This is a genomic window from Micromonospora gifhornensis (assembly GCF_016863515.1).
Lineage (GTDB): Bacteria > Actinomycetota > Actinomycetes > Mycobacteriales > Micromonosporaceae > Micromonospora > Micromonospora gifhornensis.
On record NZ_BOPA01000019.1, the window covers coordinates 73,864 to 96,950 of the forward strand.

Below are 23,087 nucleotides of genomic sequence, written 5' to 3' on the forward strand. Positions count from 1 at the left end.
GAAACACACGATCTTCCGGAGCCCCGGTATGCCCTCTGCAACGTTCCTGTCCCGGTTCCGACCCGCGCCCGACGCCACGGCGTCCCGGGCGCGTCGGTCCCTTGTCGCGGTCGCGACCCGCATCGGCGTACCGCTCGGCGCGGCGCTGCTCGCACTGAGCATCGCGCCGCCGGCCGCCGCCGCTCCGGCGACCCCGAGCCCCAGCCCGTCCGCGCCGGGCGCCACCGGGAGCAACGCCGGGCAGCAGGTGGATCGCTTCTCGGTGCAGCCCTCCGGGCCGAAGGGCCCGACCGGACGTAACCACTTCATCTACGACGTGGCCCCCGGCAGCACCCTGTTCGACTACGTCGGGGTGACGAACCTCAGCGACCGGCCACTGACGTTCCAGGTGTACGCCACGGACGCCTTCACCACCGTCGACGGCGCCTTCTCGCTGCTGCCCGCGAACCAGGAGCCCACGGACGTCGGCTCCTGGACCCGTGTCGAGAAGAAGAGTGTCACCGTCAAGCCGGGCAAGCGGGCGGACATCCGGTTCGAGATCAGCGTGCCCACCAACGCCACCCCGGGCGACCACATCGGCGGGGTGATCGCCGCGGTCCGGCAGACAGGTGTCACTGCCGACGGGCAGCAGGTCCAGATGGACCGGCGGGTCGCGGCCCGCGTCTACCTCCGGGTCACCGGCGATGTCGCTCCCGTTCTGACGGTCGAGTCGATGGACGTCGAATACGAGACGCCGATCAATCCCTTCGGCCGTACCGACATGGTGGTCACCTACCGGTTGCGCAACACCGGCAACGTCCGTCTGGGCGGTACCGGCAAGGTGACCGTGAAGGGCCCCTTCGGTTGGAAGCTGGCCCAGAGCGAAGGGCTTGCGCTGCCGGAACTGCTTCCCGGCTCGGTCTTCACCATCACCGAGCGGGCCACCGGTGTGCCGCCCGCGGTGCGGCTGACCGCCGAGGTGGAGCTGACTCCCGCCATGGCCGACGGCAGCGTCCTGTCGTCGGTGCGCACCGACAAGAGCATCTGGGCGATGCCGTGGCTGCTCCTCGCGGCACTGCTGGTGGCCGGCGCCACGGTGTACCTGCGGATCCGTCGCCGCCGGGCCGTCGCTGCCCAGGCCAACCCGGGGGAGAAGTCGCCCACATCTGGTGGCCCTGCGCCCTCTGGTGCGCCTGCACCGTCGGGTGAGGCCGCGGTGTCGAAGCCGGCTGCGCCGTCGGGTGAGGCCGCCGTGCCGGAGCAGGCTGCGCCGTCGGGTGAGGCGCAGCAGGATCCCGCCGTACCCGCGCAGCCGACCGCAGCCACCGACCAGCCCGGTAGCCCGGTAGCCCGGTAGCCCGGTAGCCCGGTAGTCCGGTAGCCCGGTAGCCCGACGAGCGTCGCGGTGGTCGTGGGACGCGTGGGGCGATGCCGTACGGTCGGGGCATGACCAGTCGACCCGCTGCCGGCGGCGGCCGGTGGGTCGAGGTCGACCCGGCCCGCATCGCACGCTGGGTCGCCGGTTTCACCGACCGGCACGGCCCGCCCACCGTCACCGGCCAGGAGTACGGCCTGCTGCTGGCCGCCCCGGACGGTGCCACCGCCGAGCTGCACCGACCGCCGGGCGTACCCGCGACGCCCGACCTGGATGCCTTCGTCGAGCAGGCCGTGGCGTCCCGCCGGATCGGGCTGCTGCTGGCCCGTAAGGGCGCGGTGGCGGTAGGCATCGCCGAGGGGGAGCGGCTGCCGGTGCACAAGGTGGACACCCGGTACGTGCAGGGGCGTACCGCCGCAGGTGGTTGGTCGCAGCAGCGGTTCGCCCGCCGCCGGGACAACCAGGCGAAGGCGGCCCTGGGCGAGGCGGCGGACCTTGCGGTGCGGCTGCTGCTGCCGGAGGCCGGCCGCCTGGCCGCGCTGGTCGTCGGCGGTGACCGACGAACGGTGGACGGGATCCTCGCTGACCGCAGGCTGGCCCCGCTGGCCGCGTTGCGCGCCGAGCGGCTGCTCGACGTACCCGAGCCCCGATACGCGGTGCTCCAGGACGCGGCTACCGCCGCCCGTGCAGTCCGCATCCTCGTCCGCGACCCCGTCTGACCGCTCTGAGCGTCAGGTCGTGTTTCGACCCGGCGACCGGACGGCCGGCTCAGCAATGCTCAGGACCGGACGAAGAGGATCGCCCGGCCGTCGCGTACGCCGACGATCTGCCCCCGGCTGTTGATGTCGACGACCCGGTCGGTGGGACGCAGCCCGAGGGTGGTCAGGTCGATCATCCGGCCACGCCGCCAGATAAAGGGGTGCGACCCGCCGTCGGCGAGGTCGGCGTGACCGACGATCTCGCCGAGGTCGTTGATCCCCGTCGCCTCGCTGACGCTGCCACCCAGCGTGCCGAGGTCGCGGATCGTCCCGTCCCGCCACAGGTAGGCCCGCAACGCCCGATCCGCGTTGTGCGAGTAGCCGACGATCTCACCCCGGTTGTTGATGTCCGTGGGCGAATTCCAGCTCGGCCCACCGAGGGTGCCCAGCGGGGTGAGTACGCCGTTGCGCCAGCGGCCACCGAAGCAGTCACAAATCTGGTACCAGTTCTCGATCACGTACTGGACCGCGAGGTCGCCCCGGTTGTTCAGCAACGCCGGACTGCCGTGGTACATGTTGTTGCGCTGCACCTGGATCGTCTCGCCCCGCCGCATCAGGAAGGTGCTGTCGGGCCAGTCCGGTGCTCGGCTGTAGCCGGCCACCGCCCCCGAGTCGTTGATGGAGTAGGCGACGCTCTCCTCGTTGCCGAGCGCCGCCAACCGGGTCACCTGGCCGTCACGCCAGAGCGCGGCCTGATCGCCTCCCCACATGTCGGAAACGCTGCCCGCCACCACGCCCGCGTTGTTGATGTCCCGGACCGAGAACCGCTGGACGTCGGCGGGCAGGGGCAGCGGCTTCCCCTGCCCCGCGTGCCAGATGAAGCTGATGCGGCTCCCGGCGTCGGTGCCGACGACCTGTCCCCGCTCGTTGAGAGCCAGGAGCGAGGGGTGGGCGTAGAAGCCGAGGTCGACAGCCTGGTAGGTGAACGGCGGCCGGGCCGCCGCGGCGGAGGCGGGCACCGCTGTGGCGACCGCGACGGCCGTGGCCAGAAGGGCGGCGGCGAATCTGCTGGAACGGCGGGAGATGACGGTGGGCCGGTGCTCGTTCGAAGGCATGGCGGCTCCCTGGCGGACCGACGAGGGTCTGGCTGCATTGGGGGTCATCCGGCAACGTAGAGTAACAATCCCGCTCCTGCCCGCACCAGCCCGAACGGAGCCCGGTAGTGGAAGGGGCCCTTCCTAGACCGCGCCGCTGAAGGTGTCGCAGGTGGCCGGGTCGCCGCTCTCGTAGCCCCGGTTGAACCAGCGCTTACGGTCGGCCGACGAGCCGTGGGTGAACTCGTCCGGGTTCACCGGCCGGTTCGCCCGCTCGGAGATGGCGTCGTCGCCGATCGCCTCGGCGGTGTCGATGGCCTCGGCGATGTCCCGCTCGGTGATGCTGGTGAAGATCTTCTGGCCGCGGTCGTCGGCGGTGCCGGTGGCGTTCTTGGCCCACGCGCCCGCGTAGCAGTCGGCCTGCAACTCCAGCCGTACCGACAGTTCGTTTGCCGCGCCCGGGTCGCGCTGCTGGGCGCGGCGGACCTGCTCGTTGGTGCCGAGCAGGTTCTGCACGTGGTGGCCGTACTCGTGGGCCAGCACGTACGGCTGGGCGAACTCGCCGCTGGCACCGAGCTGCTCGGAGAGCACCTCGTAGAACGACAGGTCGATGTAGACAAGTGAGTCGGCCGGGCAGTAGAACGGGCCGACGCCGGAGTCGGCCGAGCCGCAGGCGGTGTTGACGGCCCGATCGAAGAAGACCGTACGGGTCGGGCGGTACTGCTCGCCGAACGCCTCCGGCAGGGCGGTACGCCAGTACGCCTGGATCGAGTTGACGTACAGGTTGTTGCGGCAGTCCAGGTGCTCCAGCGCGTCCGGGGCCTCCTCGCAACGCTGCTCCAGCGCGGCGTTGTCGCCCTCCTCGCCGGTCATCGCGTTCAGGCCGAGGCCACCACCGACCAGGGCCACCAGTACGGCGATGACGATCCCGACGATGCCGCCGCGCCCACCACCGATCGGGATGGGGATGCCCATCCCACCGCCTCCGCCGCTGCCGCGTCGGTCGTCGATCTGGCTGGTGTCGATGCGGGCGTTCTCGTTCAGCTCCATGGTGACCCCGATCAGTCGGTGATCAGTTGAGGGTGGTCGCGGTGCCGGAAACAGGCTCCGGTGGGCGATCCGGTACCCGACGATCTTGGTTGATAATCCCCGGTGCCCCGCAACCGGGGCCGAGTACACTTGTCGCCGTGCTGCTCTGCGAAGGCTGAACGCCCCGCGCCGACGGGTCCCCACGATCCGCCGGCGCTTTCGTGTGCCCTGAGTCAGCCCTCCGGATCCCGAGAGCGAGTACCCGAAACATGATCACTGCCACCGGCCTGGAACTGCGCGCCGGCGCCCGGATCCTGCTGTCCGACACGACGCTGCGGGTGCAACCCGGCGACCGCATCGGCCTTGTCGGCCGCAACGGCGCCGGCAAGACCACCACCCTCAAGGTGCTGGCCGGTGAGGGCCAGCCGTACGCCGGTCAGGTCGACCGGCGCAGCCCCGTCGGCTATCTGCCGCAGGATCCGCGTACCGGCGATCTGGAGGTCACCGGCCGCGACCGGGTGCTCTCCGCCCGCGGCCTGGACGCCCTGATGGCCGGCATGAAGGACCTGGAGGCGAAGCTCGCCGACGGCGGCGACGAGAAGCTGGTCCGCCGCTACGGCGCGCTGGAGGACCAGTTCGCCGCCCTCGGTGGGTACGCCGCCGAGGCCGAGGCGGCGCGGATCTGCGCGAACCTGGGGCTGCCCGACCGGGCCCTGGCCCAGACCATCGGCACCCTCTCCGGCGGTCAGCGCCGCCGCATCGAACTGGCCCGGATCCTGTTCCGGGACGCGGGCGACGACGGCGGCGGCATTCTGCTGCTCGACGAGCCCACCAACCACCTCGACGCCGACTCGATCACCTGGCTGCGCGGCTTCCTCGCCAACCACAAGGGCGGCCTGGTGGTCATCTCCCACGACGGTGACCTGCTGGAGTCGGTGGTCAACAAGGTCTGGTTCCTCGACGCCACCCGGTCCGTGGTCGACGTCTACAACCTGGGCTGGAAGGCGTACCTGGAGGCGCGGGAGACCGACGAGCGGCGGCGCCGCCGGGAGCGGGCCAACGCCGAGAAGAAGGCCGGCGCGTTGATGGCCCAGGCGGACAAGATGCGGGCCAAGGCCACCAAGACCGTCGCCGCGCAGAACATGGCCCGCCGGGCCGAGCGGCTGATGTCCGGCCTGGAGGAGGTACGCGTCTCCGACAAGGTGGCCAAGGTGCGTTTCCCCGCGCCGGCCCCCTGCGGCAAGACCCCGCTGACCGCGACCGGCCTGTCCAAGTCGTACGGCTCGTTGGAGATCTTCACCGACGTCAACGTGGCGGTGGACCGGGGTTCCCGGGTGGCCATCCTCGGGCTCAACGGTGCCGGCAAGACGACGCTGCTGCGAATGCTCGGCGGTCTGCTGGAGCCGGACACCGGCGGGGTGCACCCCGGGCACGGGCTGCGACTGGGCTACTACGCCCAGGAACACGAAACGCTTGACGTGCAGCGGACCGTGCTGGAGAACATGCGGGCCGCGGCGATCGAACAGACCGACACCGAACTGCGCAAGATCCTCGGTGCGTTTCTCTTCTCCGGCGAGGACGTGGACAAGCCCGCCGGGGTGCTCTCCGGTGGGGAGAAAACCCGGCTGGCCCTGGCCACGCTCGTGTGTTCCGGTGCGAATGTGCTGCTGCTCGACGAGCCGACCAACAACCTGGACCCGGTCAGTCGGGAGCAGGTCCTCGACGCCATCGCCCGCTATCCCGGCGCGATCGTCCTGGTCACCCACGACCCCGGCGCCGTGCTCGCCCTCAAGCCCGACCGCGCCATCCTGCTGCCCGACGGTGACGAGGACGCCTGGAGCGACGACCTCCTCGAACTCGTCGAACTCGCCTGACCCACCCATTCCCACCCACCTGTTGATCAAGAAGTTCGCGCTTGAAATCGCGTTCGGATCAGACGAAAAGCTCTTGATCAAGGGGGCGGTCGGTGGGGTGGGGTGGGTTACCTATCGGGAAGCTGACATTGCATAGCGTGTCGGTTGGCGAATAGTTGATATCTGGCGCATGATCGTTCGAGACGGTCTAATAGGTGGGACCGTATCCGAACCGCACAGTCTGGGACGTGAGGACACAGCATGGCAGCCACGGGCACAGCCACCAGCACTGAGAAGGGTCGCCGGATCGTCGGAGCCGAGCGTCAGACGCTCGCCAAGGACCTGGTCAAGCGGTACACCGGGGGAGAGAGCATTCGTGCCCTCGCGGCCTCAACCGGCCGTTCCTACGGGTTCATCCACCGGGTACTCACCGAGTCCGGAGTGCAGCTGCGGCAGCGCGGCGGCGCGCGACGGCGTAAGAAGGCATGACGCGCCGGTTGACGGCGCCCATCGCCGTGACCCGGGCCGCCCGGTGACCACCGAGGCGACCGGGGTCCGGCTGGACTGCGACGGGCCGGTGGCCACAGTCACCCTGTGCCGGCCCGACGTGCTCAACGCGCAGACCCCGGCGATGTGGCGCGCGCTGAGCGAGTTTTCCCGGGCCCTGCCCGGCGACGTACGCGTCGTGATCCTCCGTGGTGAGGGGCGCGCGTTCTCGGCCGGACTGGACCTGTCGATCGCGGGTGCCTCCGGCCCGGATTCCTTCGCCGAGCTGGCCGCCCTCCCCGAGTCGGAGTGCGCCGACCGGATCGCGGTCTACCAGTCCGCGTTCACCTGGCTGCACCGGCCGGACATCATCTCCATCGCCGCCGTGCAGGGCCACGCGATCGGTGCCGGCTTCCAACTCGCGCTCGCCTGTGACCTGCGGGTGCTGGCCACCGACGCCAAGCTGTCCATGGCCGAGGCGACGATCGGGCTGGTGCCGGACCTGGCCGGCACCAAGCGCCTGGTCGAACTGGTCGGCTACGCCCGGGCGCTGGAGATCTGTGCCACCGGCCGGCGGATGGACGCCGCCGAGGCGGACCGCATCGGGCTGGCCACAGTCGTCGTGCCCAACGCCGAGCTCGACGACGCGGTGCGGGATCTCGCCGCGGGTCTGCTCGCCAACAACCGCAACGCGGTCGTGGAGATCAAGGCGCTGCTCGCCGGTGCTGCCGGGCGCAGCCATGCCGAGCAGCAGCGGGCCGAGCGGGAGGCACAGACCCGGCGGCTGCGCGATCTCACGGGGCGCGGAGAATAGTAAGGACCGATCGGGAAGGTCCGGGTTACGTACGAGGTTGTCGTAGTCATCGGGAGAATCGACCCGACGGCAGTGTGACGTGCCGGCTCGAATGACGTGACGACCCCGGAGGTGGCGGTGTCCAACCACATGGCCGCTGGCGGCATGGGCGGTTGGGGCATGCTCCGGTCGATGCGCAGCCGTGACGAGATCTCCACCCACCGGCTCCAGCGCGGCGTGGCCCGGCGGATCGTGGCCTTCGCCCAGCCCTACCGGCGCGATATCGTCGTGTTCCTGCTGACGGTGGTCATCGCGGCGGTGATCGGCGTGGCCACCCCGCTGCTCGCCGGCGACGTGATCGACGCCATCACCCAGGGCGGTCCCGACGGCGGGTCGGTGGTGACCCGGCTGGCGTTGTTCATCGCCGGGCTGGCCGTCGCCGACGCGCTGCTCTCGCTGGCGCAACGGTGGTATTCGGCGCGTATCGGCGAAGGCATCATCCTCGACCTGCGCACCCGGGTCTACGACCACGTGCAGCGGATGCCGTTGCAGTTCTTCACCCGCACCCAGACCGGTGCGCTGGTCAGCCGGCTCAACAACGACGTGCTGGGGGCCCAGCGGGCCTTCACCTCCACGCTGTCCGGCGTCGTCAGCAACGTGATCCAGCTGCTGCTCACCGCCGCGGTGATGTTCACCCTGTCCTGGCAGATCACCGCGTTGTCGCTGGTGCTGCTGCCGGTGTTCATCATCCCGGCCCGACGGGTCGGGCGGCGGCTGGCCGAGATCACCCGAGAGTCGTACAACCTCGACGCCAAGATGAACGCGACAATGACCGAACGGTTCGGGGTCGCGGGCGCGTTGCTGGTCAAGCTCTTCGGCCGCCCGGACGCGGAGGCCGACCGGTTCGCCCGCCGCGCCGAGCGGGTCCGCGACATCGGCATCCAGTCGGCGATGTACTCGCGGACCTTCTTCGTGGCGATGATGCTTGTGGCCTCCCTGGCCCAGGCACTCACCTACGGTCTCGGCGGTTGGCTGGCGGTCCGCGGCGACGTCAGCGCCGGCACCGTGGTCACCCTGGCGCTGCTGCTCACCCGGCTCTACGGTCCGCTCACCGCGCTGAGCAACGTCCGGGTGGACGTGATGAGCGCGCTTGTCTCCTTCGACCGCGTCTTCGAGGTCCTCGACCTGAAGCCTGCGATCACCGAGCGGCCCGGCGCGGTACCGGTGCCCAAGGGCACGGGCACCGTGGAGTTCCGCGACGTGCGGTTCCGCTACCCGAGCGCCGCGGAGATCTCGCTGGCCTCCCTCGAAGAGGTCGCCACGCTGGACCGTACGATCAACGAGCCGGTGCTCAAGGGCGTGTCGTTCTCAGTCGAGCCGGGTCAGATGGTGGCGTTGGTCGGCCCGTCGGGTGCCGGCAAGTCCACCCTGTCCATGCTGATCTCGCGCATCTACGACGTCACCGACGGGCAGGTGCTGGTCGGCGGGGTGGACGTACGGGACGCCACGCTCGCGTCGTTGCGCGACGAGATCGGCGTGGTCACCCAGGACTCCCACCTGTTCCACGAGACCATCGCGGAGAACCTGCGTTACGCCAAGCCCGACGCCACCGACGACGAACTGTGGGCCGCGCTGGCCGGTGCGCAGGTCGCCGACCTGGTCCGGTCCCTGCCCGACGGGCTGGAGACGACCGTGGGCGAGCGCGGCTACCGCTTCTCCGGCGGGGAGAAGCAGCGCATCGCCATCGCCCGGCTGCTGCTCAAGGCACCGTCGATCGTCATCCTCGACGAGGCCACCGCACACCTGGACTCGGAGAGCGAGGCGGCCGTGCAGCGGGCCCTGTCGGTGGCGCTGACCGGGCGTACCGCGTTGGTGATCGCGCACCGGCTCTCCACCGTGCGGGACGCGGACCAGATCCTCGTCCTCGACGGGGGCCGGATCGTCGAGCGGGGCCGTCACGAGGAACTGGTCGCCGTCGGCGGTCTCTACGCCGAGTTGTACCGCACCCAGTTCGCGGTGGCGGACTCGCCAAGCCCGTACGCCGACGCCGCGCACCCGGAACCGGTAGTCATCCCCACCCGCGAGTACGTCGCCGACGAGGCCCTGCCGCCCGCCGCCGCCAACTGACCCGCAGGCCACCTGACCCGCGGGCCACCTGACCCGCAGGGCCACTTGACCCGCGGGCTAACCGCCGGCGGGCTGTCTGCCGGTGGCCTCGCGGAGGGCGGCGAAGGCCGCCGCGAGGGTCTCCGGGGTGTAGTGCGCGTTCAGGCCGCTCGGATTGGGCAACACCCAGAGCTGGGCGCCGGCCAGCGGCTCAGGCTGCCGGCCGAAGGTCGCCTTCGGCCGCGCGAACCCCACCCGGTACGCGGTCACCCCGACCACCGCCACCCAGCGCGGCCGGTAGCGGGCGACCTTCCCGGTCAGCTCCCGGGCACCGGCCACCAGTTCGGCGGCGGTCAGCTCGTCGGCTCGGGCGCTGGCCCGGGCGACGATGTTGGTGATGCCCAGCCCGAGTTCGGGCAGGCCGTCCTGCTCGCTGGGGTGCAGCAGGCGCGGGGTGAAGCCGCTGCGGTGCAGCGCCGGCCAGAACCGGTTGCCCGGACGGGCGAAGTGCCAACCGGTGGCCGCCGACCACAGCCCCGGGTTGATGCCCACGAACAACACGTCCAGCCCGGCGCAGATGACATCCGGCAACGTCTTGTCGACGGCCGCGGCCAGGTCCTCGCGGCTGGGGCGCGGATGCGGGCGGGGTGTCACCGCCGCACCCGAATCGGTGCCGCGCCGTGCCTTCCGGTGCCCGGCGGGCGGGTCGACGGTCACAGGCCGCGCAGCGCGCCGCCGTCGACCGGGAGGGTGATCCCGGTGAGGTAGCTCGCGGCAGGGGAGAGCACGAACGCGGCGACCCGACCGAACTCGGCCGGCTCGCCGATACGCCGGAGCGGGATGCCCGCCTCCGCCTCGGCCTGGGCCTGTTCCGGGTCGCCGCTGGCGGCGAAGAGTTCCCGGTTGCGGTCGGTCATGATGCGTCCCGGCAGCAGCCCGACCACCCGTACGCCGCGAGGGCCGTACTCGTCGGCGACGTCCTTGGCCACCCCGGCCAGCCCCGGCCGCAGGCCGTTGGAGATGCCCAGGCCGGGCACCGGCGCACGGGCCGAGGTGGACAGCACCAGCGCGATCGCGCCACCGTCGGGCAGCGCGGCGGCGACCGTCCGCACCATCCGTACGCTGCCCAGGAAGACCGTCTCGAAGGCGTGCCGCCACTGCTCGTCGTCGACCGAGGCGGCGCTGCCCGGCGTCGGCCCGCCCACCGAGACCAGGGCCCCGTCGAGCCGGCCGAAGTGCTGCTGCGCCGCCTCCACCAGCCGACCGGGGGTGGCCGGGTCGGCAAGGTCGGCGGTGATGCCGACGGCCCGGTCCGGCCCGCCGAGGGCCGCGGTGGCGGCGGCCACCTCGTCGGCGCGTCGCGCCGAGAGCACCACCCGGGCACCGTCGGCCACCAGACATTGCGCGGTGGCGTAGCCGAGGCCACGGGATGCGCCGGTGAGCACGTACACCCGGTCGGTCAGTCCCAGATCCATACCGCCGATCCTGCCGCAGCGCGCCCGCGCCGAGCATCCGGGGGTTCGTCGGGTGCGCTGCCGAGGCGGTGTCGGCGCTGCTACCGGGCGGTGCGAAGCAGGCGTACCCGACCGGCGAGTTGCACGGCGACGGCACCGCCGGCCCGGCCGACGGCGGGTCGCCGTCGCCGACGCGGGGCCGCGTCCCCGTCGTAGCGGTAGGCCGCCTCGCGGACGGCCAGTTCCTCGGCGCCGAGCGCCGGCAGCGCGTGCCGGGCGTGCAAGGCGCGGGCGAGATCCCAGCCGTCACGTAGCCCGCCGACGGAGGGTCGATCCGCCGCCCACTCGATGAAGGTCGCCGGCCAGTGCGGGGCGAGCCCGGCGGCCAACAGCGGCCAGTGGCGTGCCACCTCACCGGCCCGCTTGCGCAGCAGGGCGGCCCGGGCGGCGGCCAACGGGGCCGGCGCGAAGCCCGGCGGTGGCGGCCCGCCGGCCACCAGCGCCGCGACGAGTTCCGCCTGCCGTGCGGCAAGCGATCCGGACGGTGGGCGGTGGATGTCGGGGGTGGCCGGGCGGTCGCCGGTGGGGTCCGTGCCGTCGGCGGGAGACGCGCTCATGTCACAAGCGGAAAGCCGGTGGCGGCGGCCACGGCATCCAACTCGGCACGGAGATCGGGGGCGGGTGGGTAGCGCCCGTCGCGCTCCAGCAGCACCGCCGGGGGGCGATGCCGCTCACACAGCTCGGTGAGCAGGTCCAGCACCGGCGCGGGCACCGGGTCGGTATGCGTGTCGTGGTAGAAGCCGCCCTGCTCGGCGCCGCCTGCCACGTGCACGTACGCCACCCGTTCCAGGGGAAGCCGGTCCAGCAGCGCGAGCGGGTCGGTGCCCCGGTTGACGGCGTTGGCGTGCACGTTGGCGATGTCGAGCAGCAGCAGCGCGTCGGTGCGGGCCAGGATCTCGCTGAGGAACGCCGCCTCGTCGAGTTCGTCGTCGGGCCAGTCGAACAGCGCCGCGATCGGCTCCAACGCGATCGGCACCGGCAGGTCGGCCTGAGCCCGCGCGACGTTCGCGCAGACCACGTCGACCGCCTCACGGGTACGCGGCAGCGGCAGCAGGTGCCCCGCCTCCAACCCGCCGGCCCGGACGAAGGCGATGTGCTCGCTGACCAGCGGCGCGGCCACCAGTTCGGCGACCGCCGCCAGGTGGGCCACCCGGGCCGGCTCGACCGGCTCGGCCCCGCCGAGGGAGAGCCGCACCCCGTGCGGTACGACGGTCACGCCACGCTGTCGCAACTCGACAAGCGCGTCAGGTGGCGGACCTGCGGCGGGCACCGACTCGGCGATCACCTCGACGAAGCGCAGGCCGGGCAGTTCGGCGACGAACCCGGCGATCTCGGGTCGCCAGCCGATGCCCACCCCGTGCGGGCCGGTCATCCGCCACACCCACCGCCGCCGCAGCCACCACCGCCGCCACTGTCACCGCCGCTGCTGCCACAACCGCCCGCGCCCGCGGTGGTGCCTCCGTCGCCGGTCACCGTGCCTGCGCCGCCCGTCACCGTCTCACGCTGGATGTCGGCCTGCTGGGCGAAGGCCGGGTCCAGCGCCCAGAGCGAGGCGGTGCCGTAGAGCGCGACCGCCATGGCGGTTCCCGCGGCACCGTAGACGGCGTACGCCGGGTTCGAGCCGGGCGCGAGGTGGCGGTTGCGGTGCCGCAGGTTCAGCAACGCGGCGTCGGCGGCCCTCGTCCGGCGGGGCACCCGGACGAACAGCACCATGGTCAGCACCGCCAGCGCTCCGACGATGAACACGAGATACCACACCGGACGGTCGTTGGCGATGCCGGCGACGATCCGGGCGACGCCGAGCGCCACCATCACGGCCAGCAGCAGGGTGCCCAGCCGCAGCGCCGCGCGGCGTTCCGGGGTGACCAGCAGGTCGTGGCGGGACAGACCGTCGCGCAGTTGGTCGAGCGCTCGGGTCACCCATTCGGTACGCCGCAGCTGCCGGGCGGAGCAGCGCTGGCTGGCCGCGTAGTGCACGGCCTGGTCGAGTGGAGTGGCGCCGGTTGGCAGCGGGCCGTCGGCGGTGAGCTCGCCACCGGGGCCTACGCCGAGCACGCCCTGGCTGCGCAGGCTGCTGACCGAGGACCAGACGGCCCGGTCCTCCCCGCCGGTGAGGTAGGCGACCTGCTGGGGGCCGAGCTGGTCGGCGGGCGGCGCGGAGCGGCCGGTCAGCGTACGTCGGCGGAAGATCAGCACGCCGACGACGACCACGACGGTGGCGACCAGGTAGATGATCAGAAAGGTGCGACTGGGAACGCCCCAGGTGTCGAAATCGAAGTCTGCCGCGAGCTCGATCATGGCCAGCTCCTGTCAGGCGAGGGGACGCGCTTCATTGTGCGGCGACGATGCCAGCGATCGATGGTGCTCAAGGAGGGGTTACCTCGTCGTTACCTGCGGCGTACCGCTTCCTCGACCAGGTCGAGCACCGGACCGAGGTCGCCGGCCGGTCGTCCCATCGCCAGGTGCAGCACCAACCCGTCGTAGGCGAGTTCGAGGAAGCGGGCCAGCACGTCGATCGGGATGTCCTCGCGGAGTACGCCGGCCTCGCGCTGGCGGGCCAGGCGTTCGCGGGTCGCCTCGGCGATGGCCGCGGACCGTTCGGCCCAGCGCTTGGCGAAAGCCGGGTCGGTACGCAGCCGCCGGGACACCTCCAGTTGGCTGCCCAGCCAGCCGGTGGTGTCCGGGGAGACCGCTCGGGCGAGCAGGTCGCGCATCACCTGTACCAGGCCGTTACGGGCGACCGTCTCCACCATCGTCGCCGCGTCGTCCTCGGCGACGGCGAGGAACAGCGAGTCCTTGTCGCGGAAGTGGTGGAAGATGGCGCCTCGGGACAGCCGCGTTGCCTCCTCGAGGCGGCGTACGGTGGCGCCCTCGTAGCCGTGCCGGGCGAAACAGGCCCGCGCGGCGGCGAGAATCTCCTGTCGGCGGGCGTCGAGCTGGTCCTGACTTACTCTGGGCACATCCTGATCGTCCCAGCCCACCAGGGGTTATGCAAACCGTACGTACGGCTTGGTGCATCTGTCGAACAGGAAACCCGAATCGTGCCCCGGTCCGTCATCAGCGCGTAACGTCCGGCCCTGTCGGGCGGGTACCCGATTACCGTAGGGTTCCCGAGTGCCGCTGCTCCTGCTGGATCTGGACAACACCCTGCTCGATCGGGCCGGGCCGTTCCGCACCTGGGCAGAGCGTTTCCTCGACGGCATCGGCGCACCCCCGGCCGACGTCGACTGGCTGCTGTCCATCGACGCCGACGGGCTCACCGACCGTTGGGACGTCGCGGACGCCATCCGGGACCGTTACCGGCTGCGTATCCCCTCCATCGACCTGGTCGAGGAGCTGCACGACGGGGTCGTCGAGTTCACCCGACTCGATCCGTTGGTCGCCTGCGCGTTGCGGATCGCCGACGGCGCGGGCTGGACGCCTGTGGTGGTGAGCAACGGGGCGGTACGCCAGCAGGACACCAAGATCAGGCGTACCGGCCTGGACCGGTACGTGGCGGACTGGGTGATCTCGGAGGAGGCCGGGGTCAGCAAGCCCAACCCGCGGATCTTCGCCCTGGCCGCCCAGCGGGTGCGGATGCCGCTGCGTGGTGCCTGGGTGATCGGGGACGGTCCCGAGGCGGACATCGGTGGCGCGACCGCCGTCGGCCTGCCCAGCGTCTGGCTGCACCGGGGGCGGCGCTGGACGGACGCCCGCTTCGCGCCGACCGTCACCGTCGACACGGTGATCGCCGCGGTCGCCGCCGTCATGGACGCGTGAGGCCAGGCGGCGGCCGGTCCGGGAAAAGCGATTGACGCTGCCCCAGGGGCGCAGCGAGCATGGTCCGCGCATCGTGCACCCGGGCGCTCGCCCGGTCGAGGAGAGGGGGTCGGTCATGGCCGTCTTCGCAGGTCACTTCCTGCCTCCAGTCACCTCGACCAAGGGATACCAGCATCGTGCGCGATCACGAGTTCTCGGCGCGGGAGCGCCACACCCGCGGCAGACGCCGCTTCGATGACGACGAACCACAGTTCCTGAAGCGCGGGCGGGCGCGCGGGCCGGTACCGGCCGACCCCTCCGACGAACCCGACCCGGACACCGGTGCCGTCTGGTCCTCCTGGGACGACGCCCTGCACGGTCCGCAGCCCCATCCGGCCTGGCTGGTCACCGACTTGGCCGCGAAGGACACCGAGTTGGGGGTGCTCAAGACCGGCAAGGAGGCGGACGTCCACCTGGTCCGCCGGGCCGTCCCCGACAGCGACAGTTCCTGCCTGCTGGCGGCCAAGCGCTACCGCGACCCGCGGCACCGCCTCTTCCACCGCGACGCCGGATATCTGGAGGGACGCCGGGTCCGCCGGTCCCGGGAGATGCGCGCGATGACCGGTCGGACGGCCTTCGGCCGCCAGATGATCGCCGGGCAGTGGGCGGCGGCCGAGTTCGCCGCGTTGGCCCGGCTCTGGGAGTTCGGCGAACGGTACGGGACGGTGGCGGTGCCGTATCCGGTGCAGTTGCGGGGCACCGAACTGATGCTTGAGTTCCTCGGTGACCCGGACACCGGCCAGGCCGCCCCTCGGCTGGCCGAACTGCGGCCGGCCGGAGCCGAGCTACGCGGGCTGTGGGAGCAACTGGTCGAGGCGCTGATGGTCCTGGCCCGGGCCGGGTACGCGCACGGCGACCTGTCGCCGTACAACCTGCTGGTGCACGCCGGGCGGCTGGTGCTGATCGATCTGCCGCAGGTGGTGGATGTGGTGGCGAACCCGCAGGGGCGCGACTTCCTGGCCCGTGACGTCCGGGTGGTCAGCACCTGGTTCGCGGCCCGTGGCCTGCCGGCGGACCTCACCGAGCCGACCGCGCTCACCGGACGGCTGGCCCGGGAGGCGGGCCTGCGTTGACGGCCGGCTCCGGGTGGCGGGATCGACAGCCACCCGGAGCCGGTCCATCGCTACTGGAGGTACCGCTCGACCTCCGACACCGGTCGGGCGCCCTGCGCCTCCGGGTCGCCGTGTGCCTGCCGCGCCGCACGGCGGCGGCGGAGCAGGTCCCAGCACTGGTCGAGGGACTCCTCCAGCGCACGGAGCCGGGTGCGTGCCTCGTCGTCGGTGCCCGCCTCGGTGGCCTGCGCGTCGGCGCGCAACCGGTGCTCCTCGTCGACCAGTTCGGAGATCCGGCTCAGGATGGTCTTGTCGTCCATCTCCTGAGCGTGGCACAGCGAGACCGGCCACGCCTGGATTCTCCGGCGGTCAGCCGTGGCGCGGCGGGCCGGCCGGTGCCGATGACTTACATGCCGGACATGAAATAGATCACCCGGTCCAGCGGGAACCCCCACGCATCGGTGGGCGCCCCGGCGGTGCTGACTGCGCCACGACCACCCTGCTGAGCTGGGCGGACGCGGGCCGGGTCGATCGCCGGGGCGACCGGCGGCACCAGATCGGACCGGCCGGTGCCCGCCGTGCGAGGTCGAATCGGTTGTGGACAGCGGGAATGTCGACCATGAAGATTTCTCGGCACGCGACTAGTGACGGATGCCATATCGATGTCATGCTCATCGCAACCGTGGCATTTCAGAGAGTAACCCACACCCCGGGGGTCTGTGCGAGTGGGAACACACCACGTGACGACTGTCCAAACCCGACGCGCCGGATCCGTGCCGCTGCGGCACGTGTTGCCAGGCCTGCTGCGTGACCCGGCCCGCGCCCTGGTGGAGTGTGGTGAGCGGTCCGGCGGCGACGTCGTGAAGCTCAACCTCGGCTCCTTCCGGCCCTTCCTCATCACCCACCCCGAACACCTCCAGCGCGTGCTGCGGGAAAAGGCCGAGAACTACGTCCGGGCCGGTGACGGGCTCCAGTGGCGGCCGCTCAAGCGGCTGTTCGGCGACGGCATCCTCAGCGACGGTGAACACTGGACGAACAGTCGACAGATCCTCCAGCCGTTGTTCACCGCCCGGCGCATCGACGGGCTGGTCGACCGCCTCGCCGTGGCGATCGAGGAGTCGATCGACGAGCTGGCCGAACCGGCGCGATCCGGCCAGCCGGTGGACATGGGCAAGGTGCAGGCCCAGGTGGTCTGCTCGGCGATCATGCGGGTCTTCTTCGCGGACAAGATCTCGGTGCCGGACGCTATGCGGATCATGGAGGCGCAGGACGCCATCGCCTGGTCGGTGATGCCGCGGATCCTGGTGCCCTGGGCGCCGTTGGCCGCGCCGATGCCCGGTGACCGCACGTTCCGCCGCGCCGTGCAGCTCATCGACGACCTGCTGCTGCCGACCATCCGGGCCGCGCGGGACACCGCCGGCGAGGGCAGCGACGACATCATCTCCACCCTGTGGCGGGGGCGTACCGAGGACGGCGGCCAGCTCGACGAGGGCCAAGTGCGCAACGACACCGTGGCGATGGTGGCCACCACCACCGAGACCACGATCAGCGTGCTCACCTGGCTCTGGCCGCACCTGGAGCAGAACCCGAACATCGCGACCCGGCTCTACGAGGAACTCGACCGGGTCGTCGGCGACCAGCCGGTACGCGGGCAACACCTGCGCGAGCTGCGCTACACCCGGCAGGTGCTCGACGAACTGCTGCGGCTCTATCCGATCGGCTGGCTCTTCCCCCGGCTGGCGGTGCAGGAGGACGTCATCGGCGGAGTCCGGATCCCGGCCGGCTCCACCCTGGTGGTCAGTCCGCTGATCACCCACCGGATGACGCAGTTCTGGGACCGACCCGAGGTCTTCGACCCGGACCGGTTCCGGCCGGAGCTGGTACGTGGTCGTCCCAGGTACGCCCACTTCCCGTTCGGCGGCGGCCCACACCAGTGCATCGGGATGCACCTGTTCTACCTGGAGGCGACCCTGATCGTCGCCACCCTGCTCAGCCGGTACCGGTTGCGGCTGAGCCGCCCGACCGTACCCGGGATCAAGGTGGCCGCCGCGCTGCGTCCCAGGGACCGGGTCGAGGTCACCCTGCGGCCCGTGGCGGGTGTCGCGGCGTGACCCCGTTGACCGAGACGCCGCGGAGCACCGGCGGCGACCAGATGAGTGTGGCCGCCGAACAGGGACGCATCTGCGCCCTGGCCGCTAAGGGCCAGCGGGACCTGGCGAAGGTCGCTGCCGCCTACCCGGAGCTGTTTCCCGCGAAGCCGTTCGACGCGACCCTGTTCGGCAACGTGGCCATGGCCATCGCCTTCGGCGCACCCTGGTGCGACGTGGCCCAGCTGCGGCTGACCAACCGGGCGGTGCTGTGGGGGTTCGCCGTCGACTGGCTGGTGGACCACGAGGCCCGCTCGCGCGACGAGATCGAGCGGCTGACCGCCCGCTGCCTCGCGGTGGCCGACGGCGCGACGCCGGAGCCCGGGGACGCCCTCGGCGGCTTCCTCGCCGAGCTGCGCGACGAACTGGCCACCGTGCCGGCCTTCGCCGAGCATCGGGAGCGCTGGCGGGAGGAGACCCGCAAGGTGCTCGCCGCCATGGCGCGGGAGTGGGACTGGAAGCAGGTCCCCGACCAGCTGCCCAGCTTCGAGGAATACCTCGACAACGCCGACAATTTGGCCTGCACGGTGGTCAACGTCGTGCACTGGATCCACACGGCCGATCCGGCGACCCTCACGCATCTGGACGCGATGCTCACGGCGAGCGACCGCGTGCAGCGGATCCTGCGGCTCGTCAACGACCTCGGCACGTACGAGCGCGACCTGCGCTGGGGAGACCTGAACGCCCTGATGCTCGTGCCGCGTACCGAGGTCGAGCAGCGCATCGCCGAGCTGGTGGCGCAGGCCCGCCAGTTGCTGGACGGGCTGCGCGAGACCTGTCCGGTGCAAGCGGACTACCTGGCCCGGCAGATCGGCTTCAGCAGCGGTTTCTACCGCTCCACCGACTTCTGGGGGGTGCCGTGACGGCACCGACGCTCATCCTGGGCGCGGTCGTGGCGCCCGGGCTGACCGATGCGGTCGGTGACCTGCTGGCACAGCTGGAACAGCAGCCGTACGGGCAGGTCAGCACCTCGGTGTACGAGACGGGTCGGCTGGTCGCCGACGCGCCGTGGGTCGACGGACACGCGCGGCGGCTGGCGTACCTGCTCGCCGAACAGGGCGCCGACGGCAGTTGGGGCCCCGCCGGCGGGTACGCCCTGGTCCCGACGGCGAGTGCGGTGCAGGCGCTGCTCGCCAGCCTCGTCCGGGCTGATCCGCCCGATCCGGCCGGGCCGGATCGGATCGAGGTCGTCGCTGCGGCCATCCGAGGGCTGGCGGCACTGGCCCGGTGCCTCGGAGACGACGCGGCCATGCCGGACACTCCGGCCGCCGATCTGATCGTCCCGACCCTGGTGGCGCGCGTCGACGCACACCTGGCCGAGTTGGCCGGCGCGCCGACGCTGGCTGGCGCACCCGGTGTGCTGCCCCGGGTCGACCGGCGTCGGGTGGACGCGGTGAACGCGTTGCTGACCAGCGGGCAGCCGGTACCCAGCAAGCTCTGGCACGCCTACGAGGTGCTCGGCCCGGCCGCCGCCACCCGCGACGACGTCGCTCCGGTCGACGGCGCGGTGGGTGCCTCGCCCGCGGCGACCGCCGTGTGGCTGGGCCATCGGCGCACCGACGACCCGGCGGCCCGCACGTACCTCGACGCCGTGGTGGCCCGACAGGGTGGTCCGGTGCCGTGCTGCACACCGATCACGGTCTTCGAACGGTCCTGGACGCTCGCCACGCTGGCCCGGGTGGGTCTGCCGGTCGACCCGGGGGCGCGACTGCTGGCCGAGCTGGCCGCCGCGCTCGGGCCGGACGGGGCGGCCACCGGGCCGGGCCTGCCTGCCGACGCCGACACCACCTCGACCGTCCTGTACGCCCTCGCCCGGCTGGGCCGCCCGGTGGACCCGGCCAGCCTGCTCCACTACGACCTGGGCAGTCACTTCTGTACCTGGCGCGGCGAGGACGGGCAGTCGGTCACCACTAACGCACACGTGCTGGAGGCGCTGGGCTGGCACTCCCGACACGGCGCCGACCGGTACACCGCCCGGGTGGCGTCGTTGGCCGGCTGGCTGCGGGACGTGCAGGGACCGGACGGACTGTGGACGGACCGCTGGCACGCCTCGCCCTACTACGCCACCTGCTGTGCGGTGGCGGCGCTGGCCGGTTACGCACCACCGGCGGTGGCCGACGCGGCGATCGACCGTGCGGTGGAGCGGATCCTGGCCGACCAACGCGACGACGGTGGCTGGGGGCGATGGTCCAGCACGGCGGAGGAGACCGCGTACGCGGTGCAGATTCTGCTGGGCAGCGGCCGGCCGATCCGGCCGGCCGTGACCGCGGCGGTGTCCCGGGCAGTCGAGCACCTGCGCGCCGATCGATCCGACTACCCTCCTCTGTGGCACGACAAGGATCTGTACGCGCCTATTCTCATTGTCCGGGCAGCGGTCATCGCGGCGCGAAAACTGGTCCTTGCCGTGGCACCGACGATTAACCAGGCTTTGTCGACGACGACACCTGAAGCCGCGCGGAGCAGGGCATGATCACCAGCGCTTGAGTTGGCGCGGTGACGCTGTTAGCGTGCGCCGGGGTCGATGTGCGTGACGCGCTGCTGACCGACCGATCAATTAGCTCAGGGCCAGGGACGGTGTAATGGGTTCCCGCAGTTCGAATCTGCGTACCAAGGTCGTGGCCCTATTGGCCTCGCTGGTGGCACTCTGGGGCTTCACCGCCTGGGTCACCGTCCGAGAGGGAGTCAACCTCGTCGGTGTGCAGGCACTCGACGTACGGGTGTTCGACCCCACCGAGCCGCTGTTGCTCCAACTGCAGCTGGAACGGCGTACCTCGGTGGTCTACCTGGGGCGACCGGAGGAGTCACAACGCGCAGATCTGCAAGAACTGCGGCAGCGAACTGACGATTTGGCCGCCAGCTTCGCCGAGTCCACGGACCACTGGCAGGTGAGCCTGCTCGGCAGCAAAGATCTGCACGAGCGAATCGACGCGTTGAACCGGGGACTGTCCGTGCTCTCGGAAACCCGTACCGCCGTCGATCAGCGAAATATCAGCCGGAGCGAGGCCATGACGGCCTTCACCGAGCTGATCGAAGCGATCTTCGAGGTCTACGACGAACTCGGCAATCTCGATGACGACGAGGTAGCCGAGAACACCGCTCAGCTGATCCGGCTCAACCGCGCCCGGGAACTGGTGTCCCAGGAGGACGCCATGCTCGCCGGAATCCTGGCCGCCGGTCGGATCACCCAGACCGAGCGGGCGGAGTTCACCCGCGTGGTGGGTGCCCGACAGTTCCTCGCGGAGCAGGCGGTCGTCCGGCTGCCGGAAACCGATCAGCGCCGTTACGAGCAGATGATCGCAGGCGTGAATTTCACCCGGCTGGCCAACTTGGAAAACCAGGTCATGCTCGCCACCGGCACCTCACGCCTGCCGTTCGACAGCCAGAAGTGGAACGAGACCTCCGCTGCCGCACTCGTCGAGATCGGCGACGTCGTGCTCGCCGGCGGTGACGAGATCGTCAAGCGGGCCACTCCGGTGGCGATCGGCGTCGTCGTCCGACTGGTCCTCGCCGCCGGCCTCGGCCTGCTCGCCGTCATCGCCTCGGTGGTCGTCTCGATCACCACCGCGCGGGCCCTGGTGCAACAGCTGCAACGGCTGCGTGACGCGGCGTTCCAACTCGCCGACAAGCGCCTGCCGAGCGTGGTCGAACGACTCGGTCGCGGTGAGCAGGTGGACGTGGCCAAGGAAGCGCCGCCGCTGCGGTTCGGTGACGACGAGATCGGCCAGGTGGGTAAGGCCTTCAACGTCGTGCAGGAGACCGCCATCCGTACGGCGGTGGAACAGGCCGAGCTTCGCCGGGCGGTGCGCGAGGTGTTCCTCAGCCTGGCCCGGCGTACCCAGGCCCTGGTGCACCGCCAGCTCACCCTGCTGGACGCGATGGAGCGGCGGGAGCACGACGCGGAGGAACTGGAGGACCTGTTCCGCGTCGACCACCTCGCCACCCGGATGCGGCGTAACGCCGAGAACCTGATCGTGCTCTCCGGCTCGACGCCGGGTCGCGCCTGGCGACGCAGCGTGCCGATGGTCGACGTGATCCGTGGCGCGGTCGGTGAGGTCGAGGACTACACCCGGGTCACCGTGCTGCCCATCGGCGGGGTGTCGCTCGCCGGCCGGGCGGTCGGTGACGTCATCCACCTGCTGGCCGAGCTGATCGAGAACGGGTTGTCCTTCTCCCCGCCGCACACCAGCGTCGAGGTACGCGGGCAGTTGGTCGCCAACGGTTTCGCCATCGAGATCGAGGACCGCGGTCTGGGCATGACCGAGGAGGACCTCGCCGCCGCCAACCACCGGATCGTGGACCAGTCCGAACTGAACCTCGCCGACGCCTCCCGACTGGGCCTCTACGTGGTGAGCCGGTTGACCGACAGGCACGGCGTACGCGTCCGGCTCAAGGAGTCCGCGTACGGCGGCACGACCGCCGTGGTGCTGATCCCGAGCAACCTGATCATCGTTGACGGCAGCGAGCCGGAGGCCTTGGACGGACCGGACGCCGACACGTCGACCCGGTCCGCCGAGCCGATGCCGGGGACCGCCGTGCAGCGGTCGGCCGCACCAGTGGCGTTGGCCGCCCCGGCACAGCCGCCCGCGCCCCGCCCCGACCACGACGCCGACAGTGAGCACCGGGGCGCGGACCGACGTGCTGCCGACGGCCCGGCGGAGGTCCACTTCAGCGCGACCGACACCAGCGAAGGTGGGCTGCCGACCAGGTCCCGGCGTCGACCCGGACACTCCGCACTGGACGGGCCGACCATTCCGATCAGCCTGCCGGTCGCCGGGCCACCCGGGTCCGGGCTGCCGCAGCGTCCACTCGACACCCGTGACGACCAGCCGGCCGAGCCGCCGGCCCCGGCGGGCGGTGCGTCGGCGGCGACCGAGCCCGGCGAGGCCGGCCCGGTCGAGTCGGTTCGTACCGAGTCCGGTCTGCCGGTCCGCATCCGGCAGGCCAGCATCACGCCGGCTCTGCGGGCCGAGCCTGAGGCCGCGGAGGAGGACGAAGACGTGATCCGCGAACCCGAACAGGTTCGACGAATAATGAGTTCTTACCAGACGGGCACCCGGCGTGGCCGCACCGACGCGGCCCGGCTGCTCGGTGGTGGCGGTCGGCCCGGCGACGCGGACGAGTCTGACGGCGCCGACCAACAGGAGTCCTGAACGGGGCGCAGGT

General features: G+C 71.5%; 21 protein-coding genes. 12 read left to right on the top strand and 9 right to left on the bottom strand.

The window, feature by feature from the left end; all coding sequences use genetic code 11:
• Positions 1-28 precede the first annotated feature (28 nt).
• Together Vgi01_RS13920 and Vgi01_RS13925 are read left to right on the top strand one after the other, a co-directional pair.
• Positions 29-1,336 carry a WxL protein peptidoglycan domain-containing protein gene (locus tag Vgi01_RS13920; protein ID WP_204291286.1) on the top strand — a complete coding sequence of 436 codons (1,308 nt, stop codon included), beginning with the start codon at positions 29-31 and terminating at the stop codon, positions 1,334-1,336.
• An 89-nt stretch (positions 1,337-1,425) separates the two neighbouring features.
• Positions 1,426-2,073 (top strand): acVLRF1 family peptidyl-tRNA hydrolase, encoded by a 648-nt coding sequence (locus Vgi01_RS13925; protein ID WP_204291287.1) that lies wholly within the window; start codon positions 1,426-1,428, stop codon positions 2,071-2,073.
• A 59-nt stretch (positions 2,074-2,132) separates the two neighbouring features.
• Here the strand turns inward: Vgi01_RS13925 and Vgi01_RS13930 are convergent, their stop codons facing one another.
• Together Vgi01_RS13930 and ypfJ are read right to left on the bottom strand one after the other, a co-directional pair.
• Complete coding sequence (locus Vgi01_RS13930) at positions 2,133-3,167, bottom strand: hypothetical protein (protein WP_204291288.1); 1,035 nt, start codon at positions 3,165-3,167, stop codon at positions 2,133-2,135.
• A 123-nt stretch (positions 3,168-3,290) separates the two neighbouring features.
• Positions 3,291-4,196, bottom strand: coding sequence for a KPN_02809 family neutral zinc metallopeptidase (gene ypfJ / locus Vgi01_RS13935; protein WP_013734926.1), 906 nt, complete (start codon positions 4,194-4,196; stop codon positions 3,291-3,293).
• 248 nt (positions 4,197-4,444) lie between these two features.
• On the opposite strand from ypfJ, the gene Vgi01_RS13940 reads away from it, so the two are divergent.
• The 4 genes from Vgi01_RS13940 (at position 4,445) to Vgi01_RS13955 (ending at position 9,434) form a co-directional block, all read left to right on the top strand.
• On the top strand, positions 4,445-6,049 hold the full coding sequence (locus Vgi01_RS13940; RefSeq protein WP_102658502.1) for an ABC-F family ATP-binding cassette domain-containing protein: 1,605 nt from the start codon (positions 4,445-4,447) through the stop codon (positions 6,047-6,049).
• A gap of 240 nt (positions 6,050-6,289) precedes the next feature.
• The gene (locus Vgi01_RS13945; RefSeq protein ID WP_007072022.1) at positions 6,290-6,517 is read left to right on the top strand and encodes a helix-turn-helix domain-containing protein; all 228 of its coding nucleotides are present in this window, start codon (positions 6,290-6,292) and stop codon (positions 6,515-6,517) included.
• A 43-nt stretch (positions 6,518-6,560) separates the two neighbouring features.
• Positions 6,561-7,328: an enoyl-CoA hydratase/isomerase family protein gene (locus Vgi01_RS13950; RefSeq protein ID WP_204291289.1), complete on the top strand. Its 768-nt coding sequence runs from the start codon at positions 6,561-6,563 to the stop codon at positions 7,326-7,328.
• A gap of 129 nt (positions 7,329-7,457) precedes the next feature.
• On the top strand, positions 7,458-9,434 hold the full coding sequence (locus tag Vgi01_RS13955; RefSeq protein WP_204291375.1) for an ABC transporter ATP-binding protein: 1,977 nt from the start codon (positions 7,458-7,460) through the stop codon (positions 9,432-9,434).
• 57 nt (positions 9,435-9,491) lie between these two features.
• Here the strand turns inward: Vgi01_RS13955 and mug are convergent, their stop codons facing one another.
• The 6 genes from mug to Vgi01_RS13985 all read right to left on the bottom strand — a co-directional run bounded on the left by mug (position 9,492) and on the right by Vgi01_RS13985 (position 13,887).
• Entirely contained in the window at positions 9,492-10,067 is a 576-nt protein-coding gene (gene mug, locus Vgi01_RS13960; protein WP_102658543.1) for a G/U mismatch-specific DNA glycosylase, read from the bottom strand.
• A gap of 59 nt (positions 10,068-10,126) precedes the next feature.
• Positions 10,127-10,888 carry an SDR family oxidoreductase gene (locus Vgi01_RS13965; protein ID WP_204291291.1) on the bottom strand — a complete coding sequence of 254 codons (762 nt, stop codon included), beginning with the start codon at positions 10,886-10,888 and terminating at the stop codon, positions 10,127-10,129.
• Positions 10,889-10,968: 80 nt separating this feature from the next.
• On the bottom strand, positions 10,969-11,484 hold the full coding sequence (locus Vgi01_RS13970; RefSeq protein ID WP_239088957.1) for an SCO6045 C-terminal-like domain-containing protein: 516 nt from the start codon (positions 11,482-11,484) through the stop codon (positions 10,969-10,971).
• Positions 11,481-12,299, bottom strand: coding sequence for an MbnB/TglH/ChrH family RiPP precursor modification enzyme (locus Vgi01_RS13975; RefSeq protein WP_102658541.1), 819 nt, complete (start codon positions 12,297-12,299; stop codon positions 11,481-11,483). The genes Vgi01_RS13970 and Vgi01_RS13975 overlap by 4 nt, the downstream gene beginning before the upstream one ends.
• Positions 12,296-13,225: a TIGR04222 domain-containing membrane protein gene (locus Vgi01_RS13980; protein ID WP_102658499.1), complete on the bottom strand. Its 930-nt coding sequence runs from the start codon at positions 13,223-13,225 to the stop codon at positions 12,296-12,298. The genes Vgi01_RS13975 and Vgi01_RS13980 overlap by 4 nt, the downstream gene beginning before the upstream one ends.
• Before the next feature lie 89 nt (positions 13,226-13,314).
• Positions 13,315-13,887, bottom strand: a complete 573-nt coding sequence (locus tag Vgi01_RS13985; RefSeq protein ID WP_102658540.1) for a TetR/AcrR family transcriptional regulator — start codon at positions 13,885-13,887, stop codon at positions 13,315-13,317.
• A 154-nt stretch (positions 13,888-14,041) separates the two neighbouring features.
• Here Vgi01_RS13985 and Vgi01_RS13990 point away from each other — a divergent pair, with 154 nt between their 5' ends.
• Together Vgi01_RS13990 and Vgi01_RS13995 are read left to right on the top strand one after the other, a co-directional pair.
• The gene (locus Vgi01_RS13990) at positions 14,042-14,686 is read left to right on the top strand and encodes an HAD family hydrolase (protein ID WP_204291292.1); all 645 of its coding nucleotides are present in this window, start codon (positions 14,042-14,044) and stop codon (positions 14,684-14,686) included.
• Positions 14,687-14,862: 176 nt separating this feature from the next.
• Positions 14,863-15,798: an RIO1 family regulatory kinase/ATPase domain-containing protein gene (locus Vgi01_RS13995; protein ID WP_204291293.1), complete on the top strand. Its 936-nt coding sequence runs from the start codon at positions 14,863-14,865 to the stop codon at positions 15,796-15,798.
• A gap of 50 nt (positions 15,799-15,848) precedes the next feature.
• Here the strand turns inward: Vgi01_RS13995 and Vgi01_RS14000 are convergent, their stop codons facing one another.
• Positions 15,849-16,097: a DUF2630 family protein gene (locus Vgi01_RS14000; protein ID WP_102658496.1), complete on the bottom strand. Its 249-nt coding sequence runs from the start codon at positions 16,095-16,097 to the stop codon at positions 15,849-15,851.
• 453 nt (positions 16,098-16,550) lie between these two features.
• Between Vgi01_RS14000 and Vgi01_RS14005 the strand changes: the two genes are divergently transcribed.
• From Vgi01_RS14005 to Vgi01_RS14020, 4 genes are all read left to right on the top strand, one after another.
• On the top strand, positions 16,551-17,888 hold the full coding sequence (locus Vgi01_RS14005) for a cytochrome P450 (protein ID WP_204291377.1): 1,338 nt from the start codon (positions 16,551-16,553) through the stop codon (positions 17,886-17,888).
• Between the two features lie 5 nt (positions 17,889-17,893).
• Positions 17,894-18,787, top strand: coding sequence for a terpene synthase family protein (locus Vgi01_RS14010; RefSeq protein WP_373306957.1), 894 nt, complete (start codon positions 17,894-17,896; stop codon positions 18,785-18,787).
• Entirely contained in the window at positions 18,784-20,394 is a 1,611-nt protein-coding gene (locus tag Vgi01_RS14015; RefSeq protein ID WP_239088958.1) for a prenyltransferase/squalene oxidase repeat-containing protein, read from the top strand. The genes Vgi01_RS14010 and Vgi01_RS14015 overlap by 4 nt, the downstream gene beginning before the upstream one ends.
• 109 nt (positions 20,395-20,503) lie before the next feature.
• Positions 20,504-23,074 carry a sensor histidine kinase gene (locus Vgi01_RS14020; RefSeq protein WP_102658494.1) on the top strand — a complete coding sequence of 857 codons (2,571 nt, stop codon included), beginning with the start codon at positions 20,504-20,506 and terminating at the stop codon, positions 23,072-23,074.
• Positions 23,075-23,087: the final 13 nt, after the last annotated feature.